The sequence below is a fragment of the Thermaerobacter nagasakiensis genome, assembly GCF_055396825.1.
The window spans coordinates 913,476-934,757 of record NZ_AP043740.1 but is presented as its reverse complement, the minus strand read 5'-3'; the positions used below and the strand labels follow the sequence as shown (position 1 = coordinate 934,757).

At 74.7% G+C, this 21,282-nt stretch carries 15 protein-coding genes; 2 read left to right on the top strand and 13 right to left on the bottom strand.

The window, feature by feature from the left end:
- Nucleotides 1-77 precede the first annotated feature (77 nt).
- A complete protein-coding gene (locus ACZ5T9_RS04055; protein WP_006903111.1) occupies nucleotides 78-1,319 on the top strand; it encodes an NAD(P)/FAD-dependent oxidoreductase in 1,242 nt (413 codons plus the stop codon).
- A gap of 201 nt (nucleotides 1,320-1,520) precedes the next feature.
- A complete protein-coding gene (locus ACZ5T9_RS04050; RefSeq protein WP_464833981.1) occupies nucleotides 1,521-2,885 on the top strand; it encodes an MFS transporter in 1,365 nt (454 codons plus the stop codon).
- A gap of 96 nt (nucleotides 2,886-2,981) precedes the next feature.
- Here the strand turns inward: ACZ5T9_RS04050 and ACZ5T9_RS04045 are convergent, their stop codons facing one another.
- From ACZ5T9_RS04045 to carA, 13 genes are all read right to left on the bottom strand, one after another.
- Nucleotides 2,982-4,064: a hypothetical protein gene (locus ACZ5T9_RS04045; RefSeq protein WP_464833979.1), complete on the bottom strand. Its 1,083-nt coding sequence runs from the start codon at nucleotides 4,062-4,064 to the stop codon at nucleotides 2,982-2,984.
- A gap of 14 nt (nucleotides 4,065-4,078) precedes the next feature.
- Nucleotides 4,079-5,149 carry a redox-regulated ATPase YchF gene (gene ychF, locus ACZ5T9_RS04040; RefSeq protein WP_464833978.1) on the bottom strand — a complete coding sequence of 357 codons (1,071 nt, stop codon included), beginning with the start codon at nucleotides 5,147-5,149 and terminating at the stop codon, nucleotides 4,079-4,081.
- 141 nt (nucleotides 5,150-5,290) lie between these two features.
- Complete coding sequence (locus ACZ5T9_RS04035; protein ID WP_464833976.1) at nucleotides 5,291-7,366, bottom strand: hypothetical protein; 2,076 nt, start codon at nucleotides 7,364-7,366, stop codon at nucleotides 5,291-5,293.
- A gap of 621 nt (nucleotides 7,367-7,987) precedes the next feature.
- Nucleotides 7,988-8,911, bottom strand: coding sequence for a YitT family protein (locus ACZ5T9_RS04030; RefSeq protein ID WP_006903106.1), 924 nt, complete (start codon nucleotides 8,909-8,911; stop codon nucleotides 7,988-7,990).
- A gap of 141 nt (nucleotides 8,912-9,052) precedes the next feature.
- Entirely contained in the window at nucleotides 9,053-9,367 is a 315-nt protein-coding gene (locus tag ACZ5T9_RS04025; RefSeq protein ID WP_006903105.1) for a non-heme iron oxygenase ferredoxin subunit, read from the bottom strand.
- A gap of 339 nt (nucleotides 9,368-9,706) precedes the next feature.
- Nucleotides 9,707-11,107, bottom strand: coding sequence for a Fe-S cluster assembly protein SufB (sufB, locus tag ACZ5T9_RS04020; RefSeq protein WP_464833975.1), 1,401 nt, complete (start codon nucleotides 11,105-11,107; stop codon nucleotides 9,707-9,709).
- Nucleotides 11,108-11,475: 368 nt separating this feature from the next.
- Complete coding sequence (locus ACZ5T9_RS04015; protein WP_464833973.1) at nucleotides 11,476-12,081, bottom strand: hypothetical protein; 606 nt, start codon at nucleotides 12,079-12,081, stop codon at nucleotides 11,476-11,478.
- Nucleotides 12,082-12,624: 543 nt separating this feature from the next.
- Nucleotides 12,625-13,194 carry an orotate phosphoribosyltransferase gene (gene pyrE, locus ACZ5T9_RS04010; RefSeq protein ID WP_464833972.1) on the bottom strand — a complete coding sequence of 190 codons (570 nt, stop codon included), beginning with the start codon at nucleotides 13,192-13,194 and terminating at the stop codon, nucleotides 12,625-12,627.
- Between the two features lie 98 nt (nucleotides 13,195-13,292).
- Nucleotides 13,293-14,186 carry an orotidine-5'-phosphate decarboxylase gene (pyrF, locus tag ACZ5T9_RS04005; RefSeq protein WP_464833971.1) on the bottom strand — a complete coding sequence of 298 codons (894 nt, stop codon included), beginning with the start codon at nucleotides 14,184-14,186 and terminating at the stop codon, nucleotides 13,293-13,295.
- Nucleotides 14,183-15,118, bottom strand: a complete 936-nt coding sequence (locus ACZ5T9_RS04000; RefSeq protein ID WP_464833970.1) for a dihydroorotate dehydrogenase — start codon at nucleotides 15,116-15,118, stop codon at nucleotides 14,183-14,185. Before ACZ5T9_RS04000 ends, pyrF begins: the two co-directional genes overlap by 4 nt.
- The gene (locus tag ACZ5T9_RS03995) at nucleotides 15,115-16,395 is read right to left on the bottom strand and encodes an iron-sulfur cluster-binding protein (RefSeq protein ID WP_464833969.1); all 1,281 of its coding nucleotides are present in this window, start codon (nucleotides 16,393-16,395) and stop codon (nucleotides 15,115-15,117) included. Before ACZ5T9_RS03995 ends, ACZ5T9_RS04000 begins: the two co-directional genes overlap by 4 nt.
- Nucleotides 16,392-19,895 (bottom strand): carbamoyl-phosphate synthase large subunit, encoded by a 3,504-nt coding sequence (gene carB / locus ACZ5T9_RS03990; protein WP_464834390.1) that lies wholly within the window; start codon nucleotides 19,893-19,895, stop codon nucleotides 16,392-16,394. Before carB ends, ACZ5T9_RS03995 begins: the two co-directional genes overlap by 4 nt.
- 34 nt (nucleotides 19,896-19,929) lie before the next feature.
- Nucleotides 19,930-21,267: a glutamine-hydrolyzing carbamoyl-phosphate synthase small subunit gene (gene carA / locus ACZ5T9_RS03985; protein ID WP_464833968.1), complete on the bottom strand. Its 1,338-nt coding sequence runs from the start codon at nucleotides 21,265-21,267 to the stop codon at nucleotides 19,930-19,932.
- Between the last annotated feature and the right edge of the window lie 15 nt (nucleotides 21,268-21,282).

Genomic DNA, 21,282 nt, shown 5'->3' with positions numbered 1-21,282 from the left:
GGTGAGGCCGAGAGGAGGAGCCCGCGGCCGGGAGCCCGTGACCGGACCCGGCTGCCGCTGTGACGGGGGTGATCACGGTGGCCATCCGGCGCGTGCTGATCGCCGGCGGTGGCTGGGGCGGCATCAAGGCGGCCCTGGAACTGCGCCGCCGCCTGGACCCTGCGGACGAGGTGGTCCTGGTCGACCCCAACCCCACCTTCCGGCTGGGGTTCCGCAAGACCTGGCTGCTGGTGGGCAAGACCCGGCTCGACGAGGCCACCCGCTCCAAGCATGCCCTCAACGACCGGGGCGTCCGCTACCTGCAGGCCCGCATCACGGCCATCGCCCCCGAGGAGCGCTGGGTGGAGGTGGAACCGGCGGGCGGGCCGGGGTCCGGGGACCGCCGCCGGCTGGAGTGGGACTACCTGGTGGTCGCCCTGGGCGCCCAGCCCCGGCCGGACCTGGTGCCAGGGCTGCTCGAGGCACCCGGCGCCTTCAACCTCTATGATCCGGAGGGCGCCCTGGCCGCCGGCCGCCGGCTGGCCACCATGACCGGTGGGCGGGTGGTGGTGGCCATCCTGGGAGTGCCCTACAAGTGCCCGCCGGCTCCCTACGAGGCGGCCCTTCTGGTCGACGAGGCCCTCCGCGGCCGCGGCCTCCAGGGCCAGCCGCCCGCCGGCCGGCCGAACTTCTCCATCGCCGTGTTCACGCCCCAGGCCGGCTCCCTGCCCGTGGCGGGCCCTGCCGGCTGCCAGGCCATCGAGTCCAGCCTGGCCCTGCGGCAGATCGACTTCCACCCGAACCGCCGGTTCGTCCGGGTCGAACCGGGCCGCCTGGTGGGCGAAGGGGGCGAGACCGAGCCCTACGACCTGCTGCTGGCCGTGCCTCCCCACCGGATCCCCGACGTGGCCGTGACCGCCGGGCTGGCACCGGGGGGCGGATGGATCGCCGTCGACCCCGCCACCCTGCAAACCCGGTTCCCCCGGGTGTATGCCATCGGCGACTGCACCCAGATCGCCATGGCCAACGGCCAGCCCCTGCCCAAGGCGGGCGTCTTCGCCGAGGGAGAGGCCGTGGTGGCGGCGGCCCACATCGCGGCGGCCCTGACGGGCAGCCGGCCGCCGGAACCGTACCGGGGCGAGGGCTACTGCTTCCTGGAGCTAGGCGGCGGTCTAGCCACCCTGGTGCGCGGCGAGTTCCTGGCCCGGCCTGCACCGCGGGTGGAAGTGGCCTCGCCCTCCCGGGAATTTCTGGACCAGAAGCTGGCCTTCGAACGGGAGCGGCTGGAGGGGTGGTTCGGACCGGCCTCTTGGTCCGCGGAGCCTTCGCGGCTAAAATAGTTTGAGTACCGAAATATTTGTCCGGTGGAGCCTGCCGCGAGCTCTGGAGGTTGACCCATGCCGGATCGAACACCCCCGCCGGCCGGTCCCGGTGCCGGCCATGCCCCTGCCCCGGGTGTCCCCGGCGGATGCCCCCCATCGGGCAACGGGAGGTCGCAGGGGGAGCCTGTGGCCGTTCGGGGCCGGCCGGCGGGGCCCGCCTTGGGGACGGGTCGGCCCCGAACGGGTACGGCCCGGCCGCAGCGGGAGATCCCCCGCACGGAGGAAGGGGCGGCCGGCGGCGGCCCGGCCGCGGAGGAGCAGCTCTCCCGGCACGGCTTCTTCATCTTGCTGCTCACCATGTTTTTGACGGTGGCCGGTTTCGGCATCGTCCTGCCGGTGCTGCCCTATTTTGCGCAGGATCTGGGCGCCAGCAGCCTGGAGATGGGCCTTATGGTCTCCCTGTACGCCCTGGCCCAGTTCCTGTTTGCCCCGGTGTGGGGGTCGCTCTCGGACCGGATCGGGCGCAAGCCCGTGCTGATCCTGGGCATGACCGGCTTCGGCCTGTCCTTCATCGCCATGGCCTTCGTCCACTCGGTGGCGGTACTGATCCTGGTACGCTTCCTGGGCGGCATGCTGTCGTCATCCACCTTCCCATCTGCTCAGGCCCTGGTGGCCGACCTGACGCCACCCGAACGCCGCGGCAGCTCCCTGGCCCTGATGGGTGGGTCCAGCAACCTGGGCTTCGTCTTGGGCCCGCTTCTGGGGGTGCCCATCACCTCCCTGGGCTACGGCTTTCCCGGCCTGGCCCTGGCAGGCGGCCTCGCCATCCTGCTCACCGCCCTGCTGGCCATCGCCGTGCTGCCCGCACCCCGGCCCCGGGCCGCGACCGCCGGCCGGCGCCCGCCCCTCACCCGGGCCCTGCGGCTGGCCGTCACCAGCGCCGAGGCACCGTGCTACTGGCTGGTCCTGGTGGCCGCCATGGCGGGTTCCAGCGTCTTCTCCATGCTGGGGTATTACCTGATGGAACGGATGGGCGCTCCGGAATCGGCCAACCAGCTGGCCTTCTCGGTGATGGGCATCGCCTCGGCCGTCATCCAGTTCACCGTGGTGGGCCGGGCCATGGAGCGCTGGGGCGAGACGCGGACCTCCAGTGCGGGGTTTCTGGCCGGTGCTGTGGCCTTCGTCCTGCTGCTTCTGGCGGGGCGGGTCTGGCAGGCCTGCGCGGCCGTGGCGGTGTGGGGTGTGGCCCTGGCCTTGATTCGCCCGCCCTTGACCACCCTGGTCTCGCGCCGGACCCGGCTGGGCCAGGGGACCGCCCTGGGGATCCAGGCCTCCTTCGAGAGCATCGGCCGGATGGCGGGCCCGCTGCTGGCGGGATTCTTGTTCAGCCTCCATCCCCAGCTGCCCTACGGCGCGGTGGAGGTGCTGCTGCTGGCCGCCCTCTTCTGGGGAAGCCGCGCCCTGCGCCGCCTGGAATCGGGAGACGCCGGTCCGGACGGCGCCGGCAGGACGGGGGCTGGCCCTGCGCCGGGTGAGGCGGCGCGGCCGGCGGCGGGAAGTCTGGTGGCGACGTCGACCCGGTAAGGGAGGCGCCGTCCCCCATCATCGTGGATGCGCCGTTCGGCATGGCGGCGCAGGATGGCGGCCCGGAGCGGGGACACCACCGGCGGCGCCCGGTGCTCAGGCGAGGCGGCTGCGGGCCGGCGTGGGGCCCAGTTCCTCCAGCACGGCCAGGGCCTCGGGGGCGCGCTCGTAGGCCAGGAGGATGCCGTCGGCGTAGGCATCGGCCACCCGAGCCGCCTTGAGCAGGGCCTTGCGGTCCACGTTGAGCGCGTACAGCTCGACCACAAAGGGCGTGTCGCCCAGAAGGTCACGGAAACCCCAGGCCAGGGTTTCTACCCAGTACGTCGTGCTGTAGTGGAGATCATAGATAGGCACTACGAAGAAGTCGACCAGCGGGGCCAGCTGGGCCACGTCCACGCCGAAGCGCCGGAACTGGTGATCGCCGTAGGGATCCGGGTAGAGGGTCAGCGAGAGCAGGGGCCGTGAGGACGCCGGCCGGGTTCCGCCATGGCGGCCTGCCGGACCCGGCAGGATCCCGCCCGCAGCGGAAGCGGAACCGTCCCCTCCCGCCTGCCCCGGGTCCAGCCGGTCCCGGTGGCCTCGACGCGGGCCGGGGCGCGGGCCGGACCCCGCGCCCGGGTCAGAGGGCGGTGCCGGCGGCCGCCCTGCCCCCGCCCGGGCCAGGGCCTCCCGGACGAACCCGGCAATGGTGGCCGCTCGCCACTCCTCTTCACCCAGCCCCGAGGCCGCCTGGGCCGCCCGGCAACGGGGGCAGCGGCAAAACCCTTCGCGGGGAAAGCTCACCGTGTCCAGCCGCAGGCCCGCGATGCCCTCCGCCGCGGCTCGCTCCACCAGCTCCAGCAGCCGCCGGCGGTAGGCCGGTTCGCTGGGGCAAACCCAGTCCCAGTCGAAGTAGGGGGTCCCCCGCACCGCCCGCAGGCCGTCGGGACCAACGGCCGCCAGGCCGGGGTCGGCCTCCACCGCCCGGTTGTCTCCAAAGCAGCTGATCATGTTGTGGGCCCCGGGGAGGGGCGGCTCGACCCGGCCCAGCACGCTTTTGATCTCGTAGAACACGTGGAGGGGAAAGGGCAGGTTTCGGGCGCCCGCCTCCCCCGCCCCCATCCGCTCGCCGCCGGGCAGGAACCCCATGTCCCGCAGCACCCGTAGGTCCCGCCGGTCGTAGGTGACGATGCCCCGCATCCCCATTCCCCCGCTCAGACGTTGAACCGGAACAGGATCACGTCACCGTCCTGGACCACGTAGTCCCGGCCCTCCAGGCGCAGCAGACCCGCCTCCCGCACGGCGGCCATGGAGCCTAGGCGGATCAGGTCCTCGTAGGCGACCACCTCCGCCCGGATGAAACCCCGCTCGATGTCGGAGTGGATCTTGCCGGCCGCCTGCTTGGCCGTCAGCCCGCGGCGGATGGGCCAGGCCCGGACCTCCTCCTCCCCGGCGGTGAAGAAGCTGATCAGCCCGCTGGCCTCATAGGCCGCCCGAGCCAGGCGCGTCACGCCTGGCTCGCCGATGCCGTACTCGCCCATGAAGGCCTCCCGCTCGCCGGCGGGCAGCTCGGCGATCTCGGCTTCCACGGGACCGCAGAAGGTGATGAGGGGCTCGCCCCACTGGGCGGCCGCCTGGCGCAGGGCTTCCTCGCCCGGGAAGGTCCCCTGCTGCAGCTGGCCCTCGTCCACGTTGACGGCCAGCACCAGGGGTTTGAGGGTGAGCAGGCCGAAGCCCTTGACCAGGCGCAGGTCCTCATCGGTCCAGGAGAGCTCCCGCAGGGGCCGCTCCTGTTCGAGCAAGGCCTGCATCTCCGGGAGCCGCTCCAGCAGGGCCTGGTCGTCGGGCCGGCGCTTGCGGGGCGGCGTGGCCTCCAGCCGCTGGCGGGCGCTCTCCACCGTCGCCAGGTCGGTGAGGATCAGCTCGTCGCGGATCAGGCGGGCATCCCGCAGGGGGTCCACCTCGCCCAGCACGTGGGGCAGGGAGCCGCCGCCGAAGGCGCGGATCACGTGGACCAGCACGTCCGCCCCTCGCACAGCTTCCAGGAACCGGTTCCACCGCGCCCGGTCCTCGCCCGGCACGGCGCCGGGGATGTCGGTCACCCGCAAGGCGGCGGGGGTCACCTTCCGGGGCTTGTAGAGGGCTGCCAGGCGGTCCAGGCGCGGGTCGGGAACGGACGCCATGCCCACCGTCGCCTGGCCGGGACCCCCCCGGCCCTCGCCGGCCAGCAGCCGGAAAAGCAACGACTTCCCCACCTGGGGAAGGCCGATCAGACCGATGTCCACGGGCGGGCCTCCTTGGTTCGCAGTTGGCTGGTGCGCCGCCGGCGGGTCCGCACCCGCTCCTCCGCGGCGGCGCGGCGGCGTTCCGGGCCCGGCGGCGGGCAGGGCGGCTGGACCCGGCCACCCTGCCCGGCCGGATGCCCCTTATGGGCCGGCCTGCTGGGGACTCCGGGCCACCACGCCGGCGATGCGCACCGCGAGCCGCCCGCCGGGGCCCGGTTCTTCCGTGAAAGTCACCGTGATGCGCACGCCGTCGCTGCGGGTGACCACCAGGGGGCCGCGCTCGTAGTTGCCCCCGACCGCCTCCACCCGCCAGCCCTGACCCAGGGGCCGCTGGACCAGCAGGTCCCGGCCGGCACCGGCCACCGCGGCATCCTGCTGCCGCACCAGGGCGGCGGCCTCGGCCCACCGCCCCCGGCTTACCAGGGTAATGAAGGCTTCCAGCACGCTCAAGGCCCGGTCCACCGGGCGACTCCATGCCAGCCGGTAGGTGTCCCCCGTCCAGATCCAGCGCTGCTCCCACAGGCCGGGGGCCGGGCCGTCCCGGGTGACCAGCACGGGGCTGCCGCCGGTACTCAGGGCGAGATCGAGCCCGCTGCCGTCAGGGGCCATGCGGACCTGCCGGATGACGATCCCGGCGCCGTCTTCCGGCCCGACCCCGGACTGCGGGCGGCCGGGGGACTTGGGCCCCGGGCTGCCCCCCAAGAGGCTCCACCCGTTTTGCGGCCCGCCGCCGGACGGCCTCCCGAAGACCAACGAGCCGCCGGGCACCACACCCCGGGGCACGGCCGGCGCCGCCGGCGGTTCAGGCCATCCCAGGAACCCCACGGGCACCCACTGGTCACCCCATGGTTCCAGCAGCGTCACGCGCAGCGACGGGTCCCGGCCCCCCAGGTGATGCTCCGTCACCACCACCAGCCGGGGCCGCCCGTCAACCCCGGGAAGAACCCACCCGTCCCGGAAGAGGGCGGCCAGTCCCCACCCCCCTCCGGCGGGCGATGCCTGCCACGGGGTGGGCTCGGGTGCCGCTGGCCCACCGGATCCCGGCCCTGGCTGCTGGCCGGTGCCGGTCGCTGCCCACCCTCCAAAACCTTGGCCCGCGGAACCAGGGGCAAGGGGAGCCGGCGGGGCCGACCCGGGGGCCGGATCCCTCCAGGACACCGGCGGCTCGGGCGGCACCCGCCCTTCGTCCTGTGCCGGGCCGGGTGGCGGGCCGCCCATCCCGGCACCCTGTGCCGCCCCGCCCGGCCGGGAGATCGAGGGAGCCTGCCCCCGCGTCCCAGGGTCAGGGGCAGCCGGCCCGCCCGGAGCAGGTGCCTGCCCGCCCGGTTCGACCGCGGCCGCACCGCCCGCCCCCGACCCGGCGGGTGGCAGGCCAGCGGGAGCGGCCCGCTCTCGCTCGTCCAGCACCTGGACGTGGACCCTGCCCTGGTCCGTCCAGGTGGCGATCACGTGCGCCACCGTTTCGGGAAAGCGGGGCCCGAAGGCGATCAGCAGCACGGCCGCACCCGGGCGGAGGCCGCCGGTTGTGGCCCCTGCCGCCCCGTCGCCGCCATCGCCGGGGGCCGTCCCACCGGCGCCCGGGCTCCCGCCGCCACCCGGGCTCCCACCGGCGGAACCCGGCCCGCCGGAACCGGCGCCGGATGGACCGGCGCCAGGCGGCTCACCGCTCAAGGAACCCGCCGCGGCCACCCGCCCCGGAACCTTGACCGGGGCCGCGGCCGGCACCGGGCGCGGCACCAGCACGTTGACGAACGGCATCTCGGGGGTGGCCAGTTCCAGCTCGAGGGCCGCGGGATCCCCCTCCAGGCGGGCCGGATCGAGCCGCTCGAGTCGGTAGAGCAGCTGCTGCACGGCTCGGGCGAAGGCGTCGCGCGGGCCGGTGCCCCCCCGGGCCGGATTCGCGGCCCCCGGCCGCGAATCCGGCCCGGCCTGCCCCGCCGCGCCGCCGCCCCCCGGCGGCGGCGCGGCGGGGGGTGCGGCCAGCCCCTGGCTGCCCGCGCCGGCGCCGGGCCCGCCCATCCCCAGGCCGCCCCCGGCGCCGGCCGAAGGCCCACCGGCGCCCGCCAGCAGCTCGACGGGAAGCCCACCGGCGCCGGCGGCACCGGAATCCTGGCCGGCCGCGCCGGCCAGGATTCCGGTGGCTGGGCCCCACGCCCCGGCGGCTGCCCCCGCCGCCTGCCGCCAGAAGGGACCTGCTACCAGAAGGGCGAGCACCACGGCGCCCGCTGCCCGCAGGCGCAGGCCCGGCGGCAGGCGGCGGCCCCGCCCGGGCCCCTCCGGCCGGGCGGGATTGTGGGGCCCGCCATGGCTTCCGCCGTGGCTTCCGGCCGGATCTGGGGCCGGGGCCGGAGCTTCCACGGCCGGCGCGCCCATACCCGGCGTGCCCTGCCGGACCCGGCCGGGCGAAGGCCCTGCCCCTGGGGCCGGCTCCGCCGTCCGGTCACCGGAAGGCCTCCCAGCCGCCAGGGCTGCCGCCGGTGATGCCGCCTGCTCTGTCCCGCCGGCAGGTTCCGGCCCAGGTTCACCCTCAGGTCCAGGAGCAGGTGCAGGACCAGGTGCAACAGGTAACGGGCCGCCCGGCCCCCGCCCGGGGGCATCCCCGGTCGTGCTGGGGCTTGACCGGCCTGCCGGTTGCGCCCTGCCGGGCTCCCGCTCAGGCCCGTGCGGAAACCGGGTCGAGGAGGTGTTCATATGGGGAGTTTAACATTTTTGAAATGATTTCGTCATCTTCGGTGAATAAGGACGGGTCGTGCCAAGACTGTGGAAACGCGGTTTCCCTGCGGAACCGCGGCTTCCCGGGGCAACAGCGCGCCACACCGCACACCCGGTCGCCCCCTGTCAGGACCAGGCGGCCGGGAACCCCTCTCCCAGCACCTCCGCCGCATCGGTCACCGCCACGAAGGCCTGGGGGTCCATCTCCCGGATCAGTTGCTTGAGCCGGGCCAGCTCCCGCCGGTTGAGGACGACCAGCACCACCGCCCGCTCTTCGCCCGTCCAGGCGCCCGTGGCCCGCAGGATGGTGGCCCCGCGCCCCAGCTGGACGGTCACCACCCGTGCGATCTCCCGGGGCCGGCTGGTCACGATCCAGGCGCTCTTGGCCCGCAAGGGTCCTTCCTGCACCACGTCGGCCACCCGTCCGCCCAGGAAGGTCACCAGGATGGAGTAGAGGGCGGTGTCGGCCCCCAGGGTCAGGGCGAAGGCTGCCAGCACCAGGCTGTCGGCCACCAGGAAGGTCTCGGCGATGCCGATCCCGTACCGCTCCTTGAGGAACCGGGCGACGATGTCGATCCCGCCGCTGCTGGCGCCGGCCCGGAACAGGAGCCCGATGCCCGAGCCGATGAAGGCGCCGCCGTACAGGCTGGCCAGCAGGGGCTCGTCCACCCGGAAGGCCACGCCCTCCGTCAGCCGCAGGGCCAGGGTGACCAGCAGGGTGGCCAGGCCCGTCCGCAGGATGAACCCCCGGCCGATGGCCCACCAGCCGAAAACGAACAGGGGGATGTTGAGCAGCAGGTAGAGCAGCGAAACGGGCAGGCCCGTGGCGTAGTGCAGCAGCAAGGAGACGCCGCTGAGGCCGCCCTCGCCCAGCCGCGCCGGCACGAGAAAGCCGTTGATCCCCAGGCTGAACAGGGTCGCTCCCGCGGCCAGGAAGGCCACCTGGACGAACCGGCCCGCCTGGAGCGGCCCTGCCCCCGGCCGCCCTCCGGGGCCCCCGGCGCCCGGGCCCGTGCCGGCGCCCTGCGAGGTGGTGGCCGTTCCGCCCACAGGTGCAACCCCCTTCCCGAACCGGCGGCAGGAGTTTCGCCGCCTACAGCCGCCACGCCAGCCGGGCCGGCGGCCGGACCGCCCCAGCCCGCAGCCCCCGGCGGCCCGGCCGCGCAGCGGATCCACCCTCCCCGCAGCGGATCAGTCCTTCCAATCGATCAGGATGGCATCGCCGTCGACCCGCACGGGATAGGTGCGCAAGGGCACGACCGCCGGCAAGGCCCTCACGGCCCCCGTCCGCACGTCGAAACGGGCCCCGTGGCGCGGGCAGATGCACACGTAGCCCTGCAGGCCCCCCTCGCTCAGGGACGCCTGGGCATGGGTGCACGTATCATCGGTAACGAAGAACTCGCCGCTGGCGGTATGCCAGACAGCCACAGGATGGCCGTCGATCTCCACCTTCAGCCCCGTTCCCGCCGGGACCTGATCCCGGGTCGCCACCTGCCTCCAGGCCATGGATCAACCCTCCTCCACGCGAAGGCCGGTGGCCCGAGGGCCACCGGCCTTGCCGGTTCGTTCAGAGCCTCGCTGCCGCCCAGCGCGCCGCCCCGCGCCGCCTTCCATGCGGCCGCCCGGCACAATGCAGGCCGCCCGGCGCAGCGGTACCTCTGGCGCAAGCGGCGGGCGCCGCCCGTCCCGGGGACCGGCCTCCCGGCTTGCCCAGCCGACCACCGCTTCCCAGGGGCGCCCGGTCACGCCCGGCCGCCCCGGTGGGACCGGTGGCGGAGCGGACGGCGGCCGGCCGGACCTGCAAGCCCGGCCGAACGGACGCAGCCGCCGGCCCCAGGAACCCCATCAGCCGACGGAGCCTTCCATCTCCAGCTGGATCAGGCGGTTCATCTCGATGGCGTACTCCATCGGCAGCTCCTTGGTGAAGGGCTCGATGAAGCCGCTGACGATCATGGTGGTCGCCGTCTGCTCGTCGATGCCGCGGCTCATCAGGTAGAAGAGCTGCTCCTCGCTGACCTTGGACACCGTCGCCTCGTGCTGGATGGTGACGTTGTCCTCGTTGATCTCGATGTAGGGGAAGGTGTCCGTCCGGGAGTACGGGTCCAGGATCAGCGCGTCGCACTGGACGTTGACCTTGGCCCGCTCGGCCCCCTCGTGCACCTGGACCAGGCCGCGGTAGCTCTGGATGCCGCCGTCCTTGCAGATGCCCTTGGACACCACGGTGGACGAGGTGTCGGGGGCCACGTGGATCACCTTGCTGCCGGCATCCTGGTGCTGCCCCCGGCCGGCGAAGGCGATGGACAGGATGTCGGCCTTGGCGCCGCGGCCGAGCAGGTACACGCTCGGGTACTTCATGGTGACCTTGGAGCCGATGTTGCCGTCGACCCACTCCATGGTGGCCTCTTCATAGGCGACGGCCCGCTTGGTCACCAGGTTGTAGACGTTGTGGGACCAGTTCTGGATGGTGGTGTAGCGGCAGCGGCCGCCCTTCTTGACGATGATCTCCACCACCGCGGAGTGCAGCGAGTCGGTGGAGTAAATGGGCGCCGTGCAGCCCTCCACGTAGTGGACGAAGGCCCCCTCGTCCACGATGATCAGGGTCCGCTCGAACTGGCCCATGTTCTGGGCGTTGATGCGGAAATACGCCTGCAGGGGGATGTCGACCCGCACGCCCGGCGGCACGTAGATGAAGCTGCCGCCGGACCACACCGCGGTGTTCAGGGCGGCGAACTTGTTGTCTTCCGCCGGCACCACCGTGCCGAAGTACTCCCGCACCAGGTCGGGGTACTCCTTGACCGCGGTGTCGGTGTCGCAGAAGATCACGCCCTGCTTCTCCAGGTCTTCCCGGATGCTGTGGTAGACGACCTCCGACTCGTACTGGGCGCTGACGCCGGCGAGGAACTTGCGCTCCGCCTCGGGGATGCCCAGCCGGTCGAAGGTGCGCTTGATGTACTCCGGCACCTCGTCCCAGCTGCGCCCCTGGCGCTCGGCGGGCTTGATGTAGTAGTGGATGTCCTCGAAGCGCAGGCCCGAGAGATCGGGGCCCCACGTGGGCATGGGCTTCTTCTGGAAGACCTCGAAGGCATGCAGCCGGATCTGCCGCATCCAGTCCGGCTCGTTCTTGTAGTGGGAGATGCTTTCGACGATCTCCCGGGTCAAGCCCTTGGGGGACTTGAACACGTAGTTCTCGGGGTCGTGGAAACCGTACTTGTACTCCTGGCCCAGTTCGACCAGTTCCTTGGCCACCCAGCTCACCTCCGGGCGTGGCCCCGTGGGCGATGGCGGACCAACCGTCCAGGGGGATGTTTTTGCGAATCTATCCTTATTTGGTTCTGGTCTAAGGTTACCCGCGGGCCGGTGTCACTGTCAACCGCACGGGGAGCACCGAAAGCGCCCCACGGCCCGGCCCCACGGCAGACCGGGACCGGCCCGCAGGACCGGAGGCGCTTGGCGTCATCCGCCGCATGCGCGGCGGGGACCCTCTGGCCGGCCGGCAGCGGGTGGTGGACTGCCCGGCCCGGGCAGGGGCCGGGCGCTGGCCCGGGCAAGCCCGGCAGGTCCTGCTGAAGAGACAGGTTGGCGCAGCTCAAGGCGGCGGGGCGGGGGAACGCGGATCAGTGGGCAGCGGGAATGCGGACCTCCAGGTAGCTCAACTTCCCCGCCTGGGGGTCGAGGACGTAGCCGGGGTGGAACTCGAGGCCACTCACCCGGGCCAGGTCGGGCTCGAGCCCCGTGCGGAAGGCCAGCACCACCCGCGCCTGCCGGGTGGCGCCCGGCGGGATGCCGCGGGTGAGATCATCGCCGTTGCTGCTACGGTAATACAGCTCGTACCGCCGGCTCGGGGTGAGCACTGCGCCCTGGGAAGGGCCACAACCGCCCAGCAGCAGCAACCGCTGGCCGTCGGCCGTGTTCTTCACCGTGACATCCACCAGCACCCGGCCGCTGTCCAGGCTGATGCCGTCGACGCGCAGGGAAAGCCCCCCTGCGCTGTACCAGGCGTCCGGAAGCGGCATGAGGAGTCCGGGTTGGGACGAACCGGCTTCACCGGCTCCGCCCGTGGGCGCTCCGCCCGCGGGCGCGGCAGTCCGGGCAGGCGTTGACGCGCCCGTTCCCACTTCGAGCGGACCCGGGGTGCAACCGGCGACCAGAAGGGACACCGTCAGCAGGACGGCCCCCGCCAGGACCGCCCGCAACGCCCTCCACCCGACTCGGCCGGCCATCGCACCCACCTCCCCGGGGCGTCCCGACCACCCCCGCGGGCCAGGGCGCCGGCACCCGTCGGCCCGGCCTGTCCATGGGCCTTCGTGCAGGACGGCGCACTCACCAGGGCGGGCCCGAAAACCGGACACCCCAGCTCACCAGCCCGTTCCTCCGTCACCTCCATGCTACGCCCGCGGGGCTGAGGCGCGGCTGAACGCCGCCTGAGGGCAGCCTGAGGGTCGGCCAGTCGGGAGAGGTCGAGCCAGCAGAGCCCGCCCGGTAGGAGCCGCCGGTCCTGCGCGTGCAACTCGGGGAATCCGCCCTGGAAGGATGGTGGAGACTTGCGGGAGCCCTTGACGATGGCGTTTCGGCGTGGAAGGGCCCGGCAGCCGTTACGGCCGCCACCGTGCCCGCGGAGCGCGCCTGGCGCCGCCGTGCGCCCCCGCCCCGTCTGGCACGGCCGTGCGCGCCCCACCGGTCTTTGCCGGCCCCGAGCCCCGCCCCCTCTTCGTTGCAGGCGCGCCTGCAGGCCGGGCCGCCGCCCCAACCCGGCGCCCTTGGCCCTACCCGCGCTTCAGGTCCTGCAGCGGAACGCCCTGGCGGCACAGGGGACAGTCGCCCGGCGGGTAGGCGGCCACGGAGCGGGTCAGCAGGGCGGCGAAGGGCACGCCGAAGTCCACGGCGCCGCCGCTGCGGTCGACCACGGCCCCCACGGCCACCACCCGGCCGCCCGCCGCCGTGACGGCCTCCATGGTCTTGCGGACCGAACCGCCGGTGGTCACCGCGTCCTCCACCACCACCACCGGCTCGCCCGGCTCCAGGCGGAAGCCTCGCTTGAAGGCCATGCCGCCGCCGGGCTCCTTCTCGGCGAAGAGGGAGCGGGCGGGCAGGCACCGGGCCACGGCGTGGGCCAGCAGGATCCCGCCCACCGCCGGGCCGGCCACGGCACCCACCGGCATCCCCGCGGGCAGCACGTTCTTCAGCGCCTCCGCCAGGGCCGCCCCGATGGCTTCAAGGACCTGGGGATACTGAAAGGCCTGGGCCAGGAGGAAGAACTCGTCGCTGTGCAGGCCGGTGGTCAGCCGGAAGTGCCCTCGGCGGTGGGCGCCCGTCTGCTCCAGCAGCGCTGCCACGGAGTCTCCGGCCGATCCGGCGCCGCCGGCCAATCCGCCACCGCCGGCCCATTCGCCCCCGGTCGCCCCTCGCTGGGCCATCCTGGGGTTGCCCCCGCTCATGCCTGGCTCACCTCTTCGTCGCCGGCAGGCCGGGCGCCGGCCCCAACTCCCGCCGGCTTCCCAGCAGCACCTGCGGCAATGCCTTCCGCAGAGTTGCCAGCGGGCCCGGTGGCCCCCGCCGGCCCACCGGCCCCGGGGGCGGCCGCCGGATTAGCCGCTCCGGCCCGCTCCACCTCGGCGGCGATGGCCTCCAGGGCCGCCCGGGGATCGGCGGCTTCCGTGACCGGGCGCCCCACCACCAGGTAGTCGGCGCCCGCCGCCACGGCCTCCCCCGGTGCGGCCACCCGCCGCTGGTCTGCCGCCGGCGCCCCCGAGGGACGGATGCCGGGCGTCACCAGCACCATGCCCGGGCCCAGCACCCGGCGGGCCGCCGCCAGGTCCACCGCCGCGCAGACGATCCCGTCAAGCCCCCAGGCCCGGGCCCGTTCCGCCCGCCGCACCACCTCGGCGGCCAGGGGCAAGGCGGTGCCTGCCGCCTCCCGCAGCGCCCCTTCGTCCAGGCTGGTGAGGACCGTCACCCCCACCAGGAGGGGGCGCAGGCAGCCGGCAGCGGCGGCCCCTTCAGCGGCCCCTTCCACCGCCGCCCGCACCATGTCCGCCCCGCCCGCCGTGTGGACGGTGATCATCCACGCGCCCCGGGCGGCCAGGGCGCGGGCGGCCCTGAACACGGTGTGGGGGATGTCGTGCAGCTTGGCGTCGGCGAAAACCCGCAGCCCCTGCCCGGCCAGGCGGTCGATCCAGCCGGCCCCCAGGGCGTAGAGCATCTCCAGGCCCACCTTGAACGCGCACCCCTGCGGGGCCAGGCGCCGGACCAGCTCCTCCGCCCGCCCGGCGTCGGCCACGTCCAGGGCCACCACCAGGCGCCCCGCCGGAGCCACCTCGACCATCATCCCGCTCCCTCCTGTCCGCGGCCGTGGGCCCGGCCGGTGAGCCGGGCCGCGTCCAGACCCCTGGCCGCCAGGATCGCCGCCAGTTCGTCCAGCACCCGCACGGGGGCCAGGGGGTCGGCCAGGGCCGCCGTGCCCACGGCCACCGCCGCCGCGCCGGCCAGCATGAGCTCCGCCGCGTCGCGGCCCGTGGCCACGCCGCCCATGCCCAGGATGGGGACCCGCAGCCGGCGGTACGCCTCCCAGATCCAGTAGACGGCCACGGGCCGGATGGCCGGGCCCGACAGCCCGCCCCCCACCGTGGCCAGCACCGGCCGCTCCGCGTCCACGTCGACGGCGGCACCGCGCAGGGTGTTGATCAGCGAGAGCCCGTCGGCCCCCGCCTCCATCACCGCCGCGGCCACCTCCAGGAGCCGGCCGCCCTCCGGCGACAGCTTGACCAGCAGGGGCCGCCGGGTCACCCGGCGCACCTGGCGCACCAGGGCCGCCGCCGTGGCCGGATCCCGGCCGAACTCGAGCCCTCCCGCCTTGACGTTGGGGCAGGAGAGGTTGAGCTCCAGGGCATCGACGCCGGCGGCATCCAGCCGGCGGGCCACGGCCGCGTACTCCTCCGCCGTCCGGCCCACCACGTTGGCGATGACCGGCACCGCCAGGCGGCGCAGCCAGGGCAGGTCGTGGGCGACGAAGTGCTCGACGCCCGGGTTCTGCAGGCCGATGGCGTTGAGAAGGCCCGCCGGGGTTTCCACCGCCCGGGGCGGCGGGTTGCCGGGCCAGGGTTCGAGACTCAGCCCCTTGACGGTCACCGCCCCCAGCCGGTCCAGGGGGTAGAACTCGGCCGCCTCGCGGCCGTAGCCGAAGGTGCCCGCCGCGGTGACCACCGGGTTCTTCAGCACCAGGGAACCGAGGCGCACTTCCAGGGAGGGAACCGGGTTCATCCCAGGATCACCTCCCGCGCCGGAAACCAGCGCCCTTCCCGGCAGGCCCGGGCGTACCGCACGGTTCCGGCGGGACCGCGCAGGGGCACGGCGCAGCCCAGGCACACCCCGTACCCGCAGGGCATGTAGGCGTCGACGACGAGAAAGCCTTCCGCCGCCGTGCCCTCCAGCGCCGCCTGCACGCCGCGCAGGAAGGGGGCAGGGCCGGCCGCCACCACGCGGCCGGGGCCCGCCGCGCCGGCCAGGGCCGGATGGGCGCGCAAGGCCTCAAGCCAGGTCCGGCCGCCTCCCGGGGTCCGGCCGCCCCCCGCCGCCTTCCCACCGGAGGAACCCGGCCAGAAGCCGGAGGAACCGGCCCAGAAGGCGAGGGGCGGCGCCGCCGGCGAAAGCCCGTTCCACACCGCCTCCAGTGCCGCTGCGGGGTCGCTCCCGTCACTGGCGGGGACCGGTGCCGGGCGCTCCGGGCTCGGGGAAGGCACCGGCGGCTGGGGGGGCCGGGGCTCGATCACGCTGGCCACCGTCACCGGCACACCAGCCGCCTGAGCCCGGGCGGCAAGGAGCCGCAGGGCCAGCACCTGCCAGCCGGGCGCCACCAGCAGCAGGGGCCGCGGCGCCGCGGCGTCCGGCCTGCACCCGGGCTCCGGCCCCGCTGCCGTTCCGGCCGCTGCCGCTGAGGCCTCCGCCGCCGCCCGGCCGCCGGCCGTCCAGCCCGCCGGCGCCGGCCGCCCCAGGGGCCCCAGCACCACCAGCCCGGCGCCCGGCGGCAGCGACGCCAGGGCCGCGGTGGCCGGCCCGATGACCCGGTACACGAGGGTGATGCGGCCCCCTTCGGCGTCGGCACCGGCCACGGAAAAGGGGCGACCCAGGAAGGGGCGCCCCACGGTTCCGCCTGTCGCCACGGGCGGCCGCATCCCCGGCCCGGAGCCGCCGGTCTCCCCGGCGTGCCCCGAGGGCCCTGAAGCCCTGGCGCCGCCGGGGTCCCCGGCGGTGCCGCCGGAGCTCTCCGGGCCGCCAGCGAAGCCGCTGGTCCCGCCCGCCGGCTCCGCCTCCGGCACCGGCGGCAGCGGGCTGCCGGCCGGGAGCGGCCGGCCGGCTGCGGGCACCAGCACCTGGACGAACTGCAGCGGCTCGACCCGCCGGGCCAGGGCCGGCTCGGCCAGCGTGGTCATGGCGACGCCCGGCGCCACCCACCGGGTCTCCACCACCCGGGCCAGGACGCGGGAGGGAGAAAACCCGCCGCCCTGGAGGCCTGGGCATGGTTCCGCAGCCCGGTTCACCGCCGCTCCCTCCCCGCCGGGAAGGCCTGAACCGTCCCGGGGACCTGGTGGCCCGACCGCCCGTCGCGGTGCGCTCCGCCACCCGCCCCGCCGCCGGCCACCGCCGGGCCGTGCCCCGCCGTGGCCCCGGGCGCCCCGGCGCCGGGCCGGCTCCCGCCGGCCGCCACCGGCTTGAGGTCCTGCAGGGCGCGGACCTGGGCCGCCAGGGCCCGCCGGTCGGGCCGGTGCATCAGCACCTCCACCAGGGCCGCGGCGGTATCCAGGGAGGTCAGGCAGGGGATGCCCCGCTCCACCGCCGCCCGCCGGATGCGGAACCCGTCCCGCTGGGGATCGCGGCCCTGGGTCAGGGTGTTGATCACCAGGCGCACCCGGCCGTCCCGCAGGGCATCCAGCAGCGGCGTCCGGGACGGGCCGGGGGCCGGTTCGTCCGGCGCGGCGGCAGAGAGCTTGGGCAAAACCGTGGCCTCCAGGCCCGCCGCCGCCAGGGCGGCCGCGGTCCCGGGGGTGGCGTAGAGCCGGTAGCCGGCCGCCGCCAGGCGCCGGGCCAGTTCCACCGCCGCCGGCTTGTCCGGGTCCGCCACGGTCAGCAGCACCCCCTGCCCCGGCTCGGGCAGCTTCATCCCCGCCGCCAGCAAGCCGCGGGCCAGGGCGCCTTCCAGGGTCACGTCGATCCCCATCACCTCGCCCGTGGACTGCATCTCCGGGCCCAGGGAGGGGTCGACCCCGGGCAGCTTGCTCCAGGAGAAGACCGGCAGCTTGACCGCCACGTGCTCGGGCGGCGGCAGGAGGCCCGTCCGCCAGCCCAGGCCGGCCAGGCGCTGGCCCAGGGCGGCCCGGGTGGCCAGCTCCGCCAGGGGCACGCCCGTCGCCTTGGTGATGAAGGGCACCGTGCGGCTGGCCCGGGGGTTGACCTCGAGCACGTAGAGCGTCCGGCCGTCCCAGACGAACTGCAGGTTGATCACCCCGCGCACCTCGAGGGCCCGGGCCAGGGCCACCGTGGCGGCCTCCACCTGGGCCAGCACCGCCGCCGGCACCCCGGGGGCGGGCACCACGGCGATGGAGTCGCCGGAGTGGACCCCCGCCCGCTCGATGTGGCGCATCACCGCGGGGATCACCACCGTCTCCCCGTCGGCCACCGCGTCGACCTCCAGCTCCATGCCGGCGATGTAGCGGTCGATCCAGACGGGCCGGTCGCCCGCCACCCGGGCGGCCGTCTCCAGGTAGGCGGCCAGTTCCTCCGGCGAGGAGGCCACCTGCATGGCCCGCCCGCCCAGGACGTAGGAGGGCCGGACGATCACCGGGTAGCCGATGCGCTCCGCCGCGGCCATGGCCTCCGCCACCGAGCGGGCCGCCGCCCCCCGCGGCCGCTGGAGGCCCAGCCGCGCCAGCAGCTGGTCGAACCGCTCCCGGCTTTCCGCCGCGTCCACCGACTCGGGGGCGGTCCCCAGGATGGGCACGCCCGCTGCCGCCAGGGGGGCCACCAGGTTGACGGCCGTCTGGCCGCCGAACTGGGCCAGGACCCCCACGGGCTGCTCCAGGTCCAGCACGTTGCGCACGTCTTCGGGGGTCAGGGGCTCGAAGTAGAGCCGGTCCGCGGTGTCGAAGTCGGTGCTCACCGTCTCCGGGTTGTTGTTGACGATCACCGCCCGGTAGCCCAGGGCCCGCAGGGTCCGCACGGCGTGGACGGCGCTGTAGTCGAACTCGATGCCCTGGCTGATACGGATGGGCCCCGCGCCCAGCACCACCACCACCGGCCGGTCGCCGTCGGCCGCCCGGCGCTCGCCGGCTTCGTCGGCCTCGCCGTGGGTGGAGTAGAAGTAGGGGGTCAGGGCCTCGAACTCGGCGGCACAGGTGTCGACCATCTTGTACCCGGGGCGCAGGCCGGCAGCCCGCCGCGCCTGCCGCACCGCTTCTTCCGTCGAACCGGTGAGCTCGGCGATGCGCCGGTCCGTCAGGCCAAGGCGCTTGGCCTCAAGGAGCAGGTCCGGGGGGACCGGCGCGTCGCCGGTGCCCGGGGCGGCGGCGGGACCTGCCCGCCGCCCCGCGTCCCGCAGCCGCTCCTCCAGCGCCACCACCCGGGCGATGCGGTGCAGGAAAAACCGGTCGATGCCTGTCCAGGCATGGAGCTCCTCCACGCTGCGGCCGCGGCGCAGCGCCTCCGCCAGGAGGAAGAGGCGCCGGTCGTCGCCCTCCCGGATGGCCGCCTCAAGGGCTTGTTCGTCCAGCTGGCGCGCCTCGGGCCACTCCAGGGCGTCGACCCCGATCTCCAGGGAGCGCACCGCCTTGAGCAGGGCGCCCTCGAAGCTGCGGTCGATGGCCATGACCTCGCCCGTGGCCTTCATCTGGGTCCCCAGGCGCCGGTCGGCGGTGGCGAACTTGTCGAAGGGCCAGCGGGGGATCTTGGCCACCACGTAGTCCAGGGCCGGCTCGAAGAGGGCCGAGGTGCCGGTGATGGGGTTGCGGATCTCGTCCAGGCGCCGGCCCAGGGCCACCCGGGCCGCCACCTTGGCGATGGGGTAGCCCGTCGCCTTGGAGGCCAGGGCGCTGGAGCGGCTGACCCGCGGGTTCACCTCGATGACCCGGTACTCCGCCCCGTCGGGCTGCAGGGCCAGCTGGACGTTGCAGCCCCCCTCCACGCCGATGGCGCCGACGATGCGCAGGGAGGCGGAGCGCAGCCGCTGCAGCTGCCTGTCGGTCAGGGTGAGCGCCGGCGCCACCACGATGCTGTCGCCGGTGTGGACGCCCACGGGGTCCACGTTCTCCATGCTGCAGATGGCGATGGCGTTGCCCGCCCCGTCGCGGATGACCTCGAACTCGATCTCCTTCCAGCCCAGCAGGCTCTCTTCCAGGAGCACCTGGCCGATGGGGCTGGCCGCCAGGCCGCGGTCGACCAGGGCCGCCAGCTCGGCCTCGTTGCGGGCGATGCCGCCGCCGGTGCCGCCCAGGGTGTAGCCGGGCCGGGCGATGACGGGGAAGCCCACCCGCCGGGCGAAGGCCAGGGCCTCCTCGTAGGAGCGGACGATGGTGCTCTGGGGCACCGGCTCGCCGATGGCCAGCATCAGCTCCTTGAAGGCCTCCCGGTCTTCGGCCCGCTGGATCGCCTCGGGCGGCGTGCCGAGCAGCTGGACCCCGTAGCGCTCCAGCACCCCTGCCCGCACCAGCTCCATGGCCAGATTGAGGCCCACCTGCCCTCCCAGAGTGGGCAGCAGGGCGTCGGGCCGCTCGCGCCGGATCACCGCCTCGGCGAACTCGGCGGTCAGGGGCTCCACGTAGATGCGGTCGGCGGTGCCGGGGTCGGTCATCACCGTGGCGGGGTTGGAGTTGAGCAGCACCACCTCCAGGCCCTCTTCCTTGAGGGCCCGGCAGGCCTGGGTGCCGGAGTAGTCGAACTCGGCCGCCTGGCCGATGATGATGGGCCCCGAGCCGATCACCAGCACCTTGCGCACCCCGGCGGGTGCCCGGCCCGGGTCCCGGCCCGCGCCGGCCCGGGCGCTCCGCACGGGGGCTGCCGGCAGGGAGCGGGTCGGTAGGGGGTCAGTCACCGGCCAGCCCTCCTTCCCCTGCCACCAGGGCGGGCTCGCCCCGCCCGGCCGCCGCCCGCGCCGGCCCGGGCGCCAGCAGGCGGAGGAACTCGGCCAGCAGCGGCGCCGCGTCCCGCGGGCCGGGAGCCGCCTCGGGGTGGAACTGCAGGCCCCGCACCCGCAGGTGGGGGTGGCAGAGGCCCTCCACCGTGCCGTCGTTGACGTTGATGTGGGTCACCACCAGCCCCGCCGCCTCCAGGGATTCGGCGTCCAGGGCATAGCCGTGGTTCTGGGAGGTCATGAACACCCGCCCGTCGCCCTGCCCGGAACCCGGCCAGGCCGCCGCGGCGATCTCCTTGACCGGGTGGTTGGCGCCGCGGTGGCCGAAGGGCAGCTTGTAAGCCCGGGCGCCGAAGGCCAGTCCCAGCAGCTGGTGGCCCAGGCAGATGCCGAAGGTGGGAACCGCCTCCGCCAGCCGCCGGACCGTGCCCAGCACCGCGCCCAGGTCCCGCGGGTCCCCCGGCCCGTTGGACAGGATCACCGCGTCGGGCCGCAGGTCCAGGATCTCGCCCGCGGGGGTCAGGGCGGGGACCACCGTCACCCGCCACCCCTGGGCCACCAGGGCGCGCAGGATGTTGCGCTTGACGCCGAAGTCCACCAGCACGGCGTGGGGCGGGAGGAACCCGGCGCGGCGGGCGGGCGGGGCGGCCGCCGCGCCCGCCGGTTCGACCCGGTAGACCTGCTGCGTGCCCGCCGCCAGGGCCGTGGGCGGGGTCCAGGCCGCCGCCCGGGCCGCCAGCTCGGCCGTGGCGGCACGCAGGTCAGTGGTCAGCACACCCCGCAGCGTCCCCCTGCGCCGCAGGTGCAGGGTGAGGGTCCGGGTATCGAAGCCGTCGGCGGCCGGCACGCCGGACCGGGCCAGGTGAGCCGTCAGGGGATGCAAGCCGATGGCGCCGGCATCGAAGAGCTCCCGGGCAATGAGCGCCGTGACCCGCGGGCCGGCCGACTCGTCTTCGTCCTCGTGGACGCCGTAGTTTCCGACCAGGGGGTAGGTGAGGACGACGATCTGGCCGTCGTAGGAGGGGTCGGACAAGAGCTCCTGGTAACCCGTCATGCTGGTGTTGAAAACCACCTCGCCGGTGACGGCCCAGGCGCTCCCTCCGGACTCCGGGCCGGACGGACCGGCGGCCGCGCCGCCGGGGGCGACCACCACCCGGCCGAACCACTGGGTGCCGTCTTCCAGCACCAGCCGGGCCGGCACCACCACTTTGGCGGTGGAGGTGGGAGCACCGGGCTCACCCGCCGGCTCCGCCGATCCTGCCTCCTGTGGCCCCAGGCTTCCAGGCTCCATGCGTGCGCCCTCCTT

Excerpts from the sequence above, each read along its gene's own strand:
- ACZ5T9_RS04045 (WP_464833979.1), bottom strand. The coding sequence starts at position 4,064 with ATGCGGGGCATCGTCACCTACGACCGGCGGGACCTACGGGTGCTGCGG.
- ACZ5T9_RS04025 (WP_006903105.1), bottom strand. The coding sequence starts at position 9,367 with ATGGCCTGGAGGCAGGTGGCGACCCGGGATCAGGTCCCGGCGGGAACG.
- ACZ5T9_RS04015 (WP_464833973.1), bottom strand. The coding sequence starts at position 12,081 with ATGGCCGGCCGAGTCGGGTGGAGGGCGTTGCGGGCGGTCCTGGCGGGG.
- pyrF (WP_464833971.1), bottom strand. The coding sequence starts at position 14,186 with ATGATGGTCGAGGTGGCTCCGGCGGGGCGCCTGGTGGTGGCCCTGGAC.
- ACZ5T9_RS04000 (WP_464833970.1), bottom strand. The coding sequence starts at position 15,118 with ATGAACCCGGTTCCCTCCCTGGAAGTGCGCCTCGGTTCCCTGGTGCTG.
- carA (WP_464833968.1), bottom strand. The coding sequence starts at position 21,267 with ATGGAGCCTGGAAGCCTGGGGCCACAGGAGGCAGGATCGGCGGAGCCG.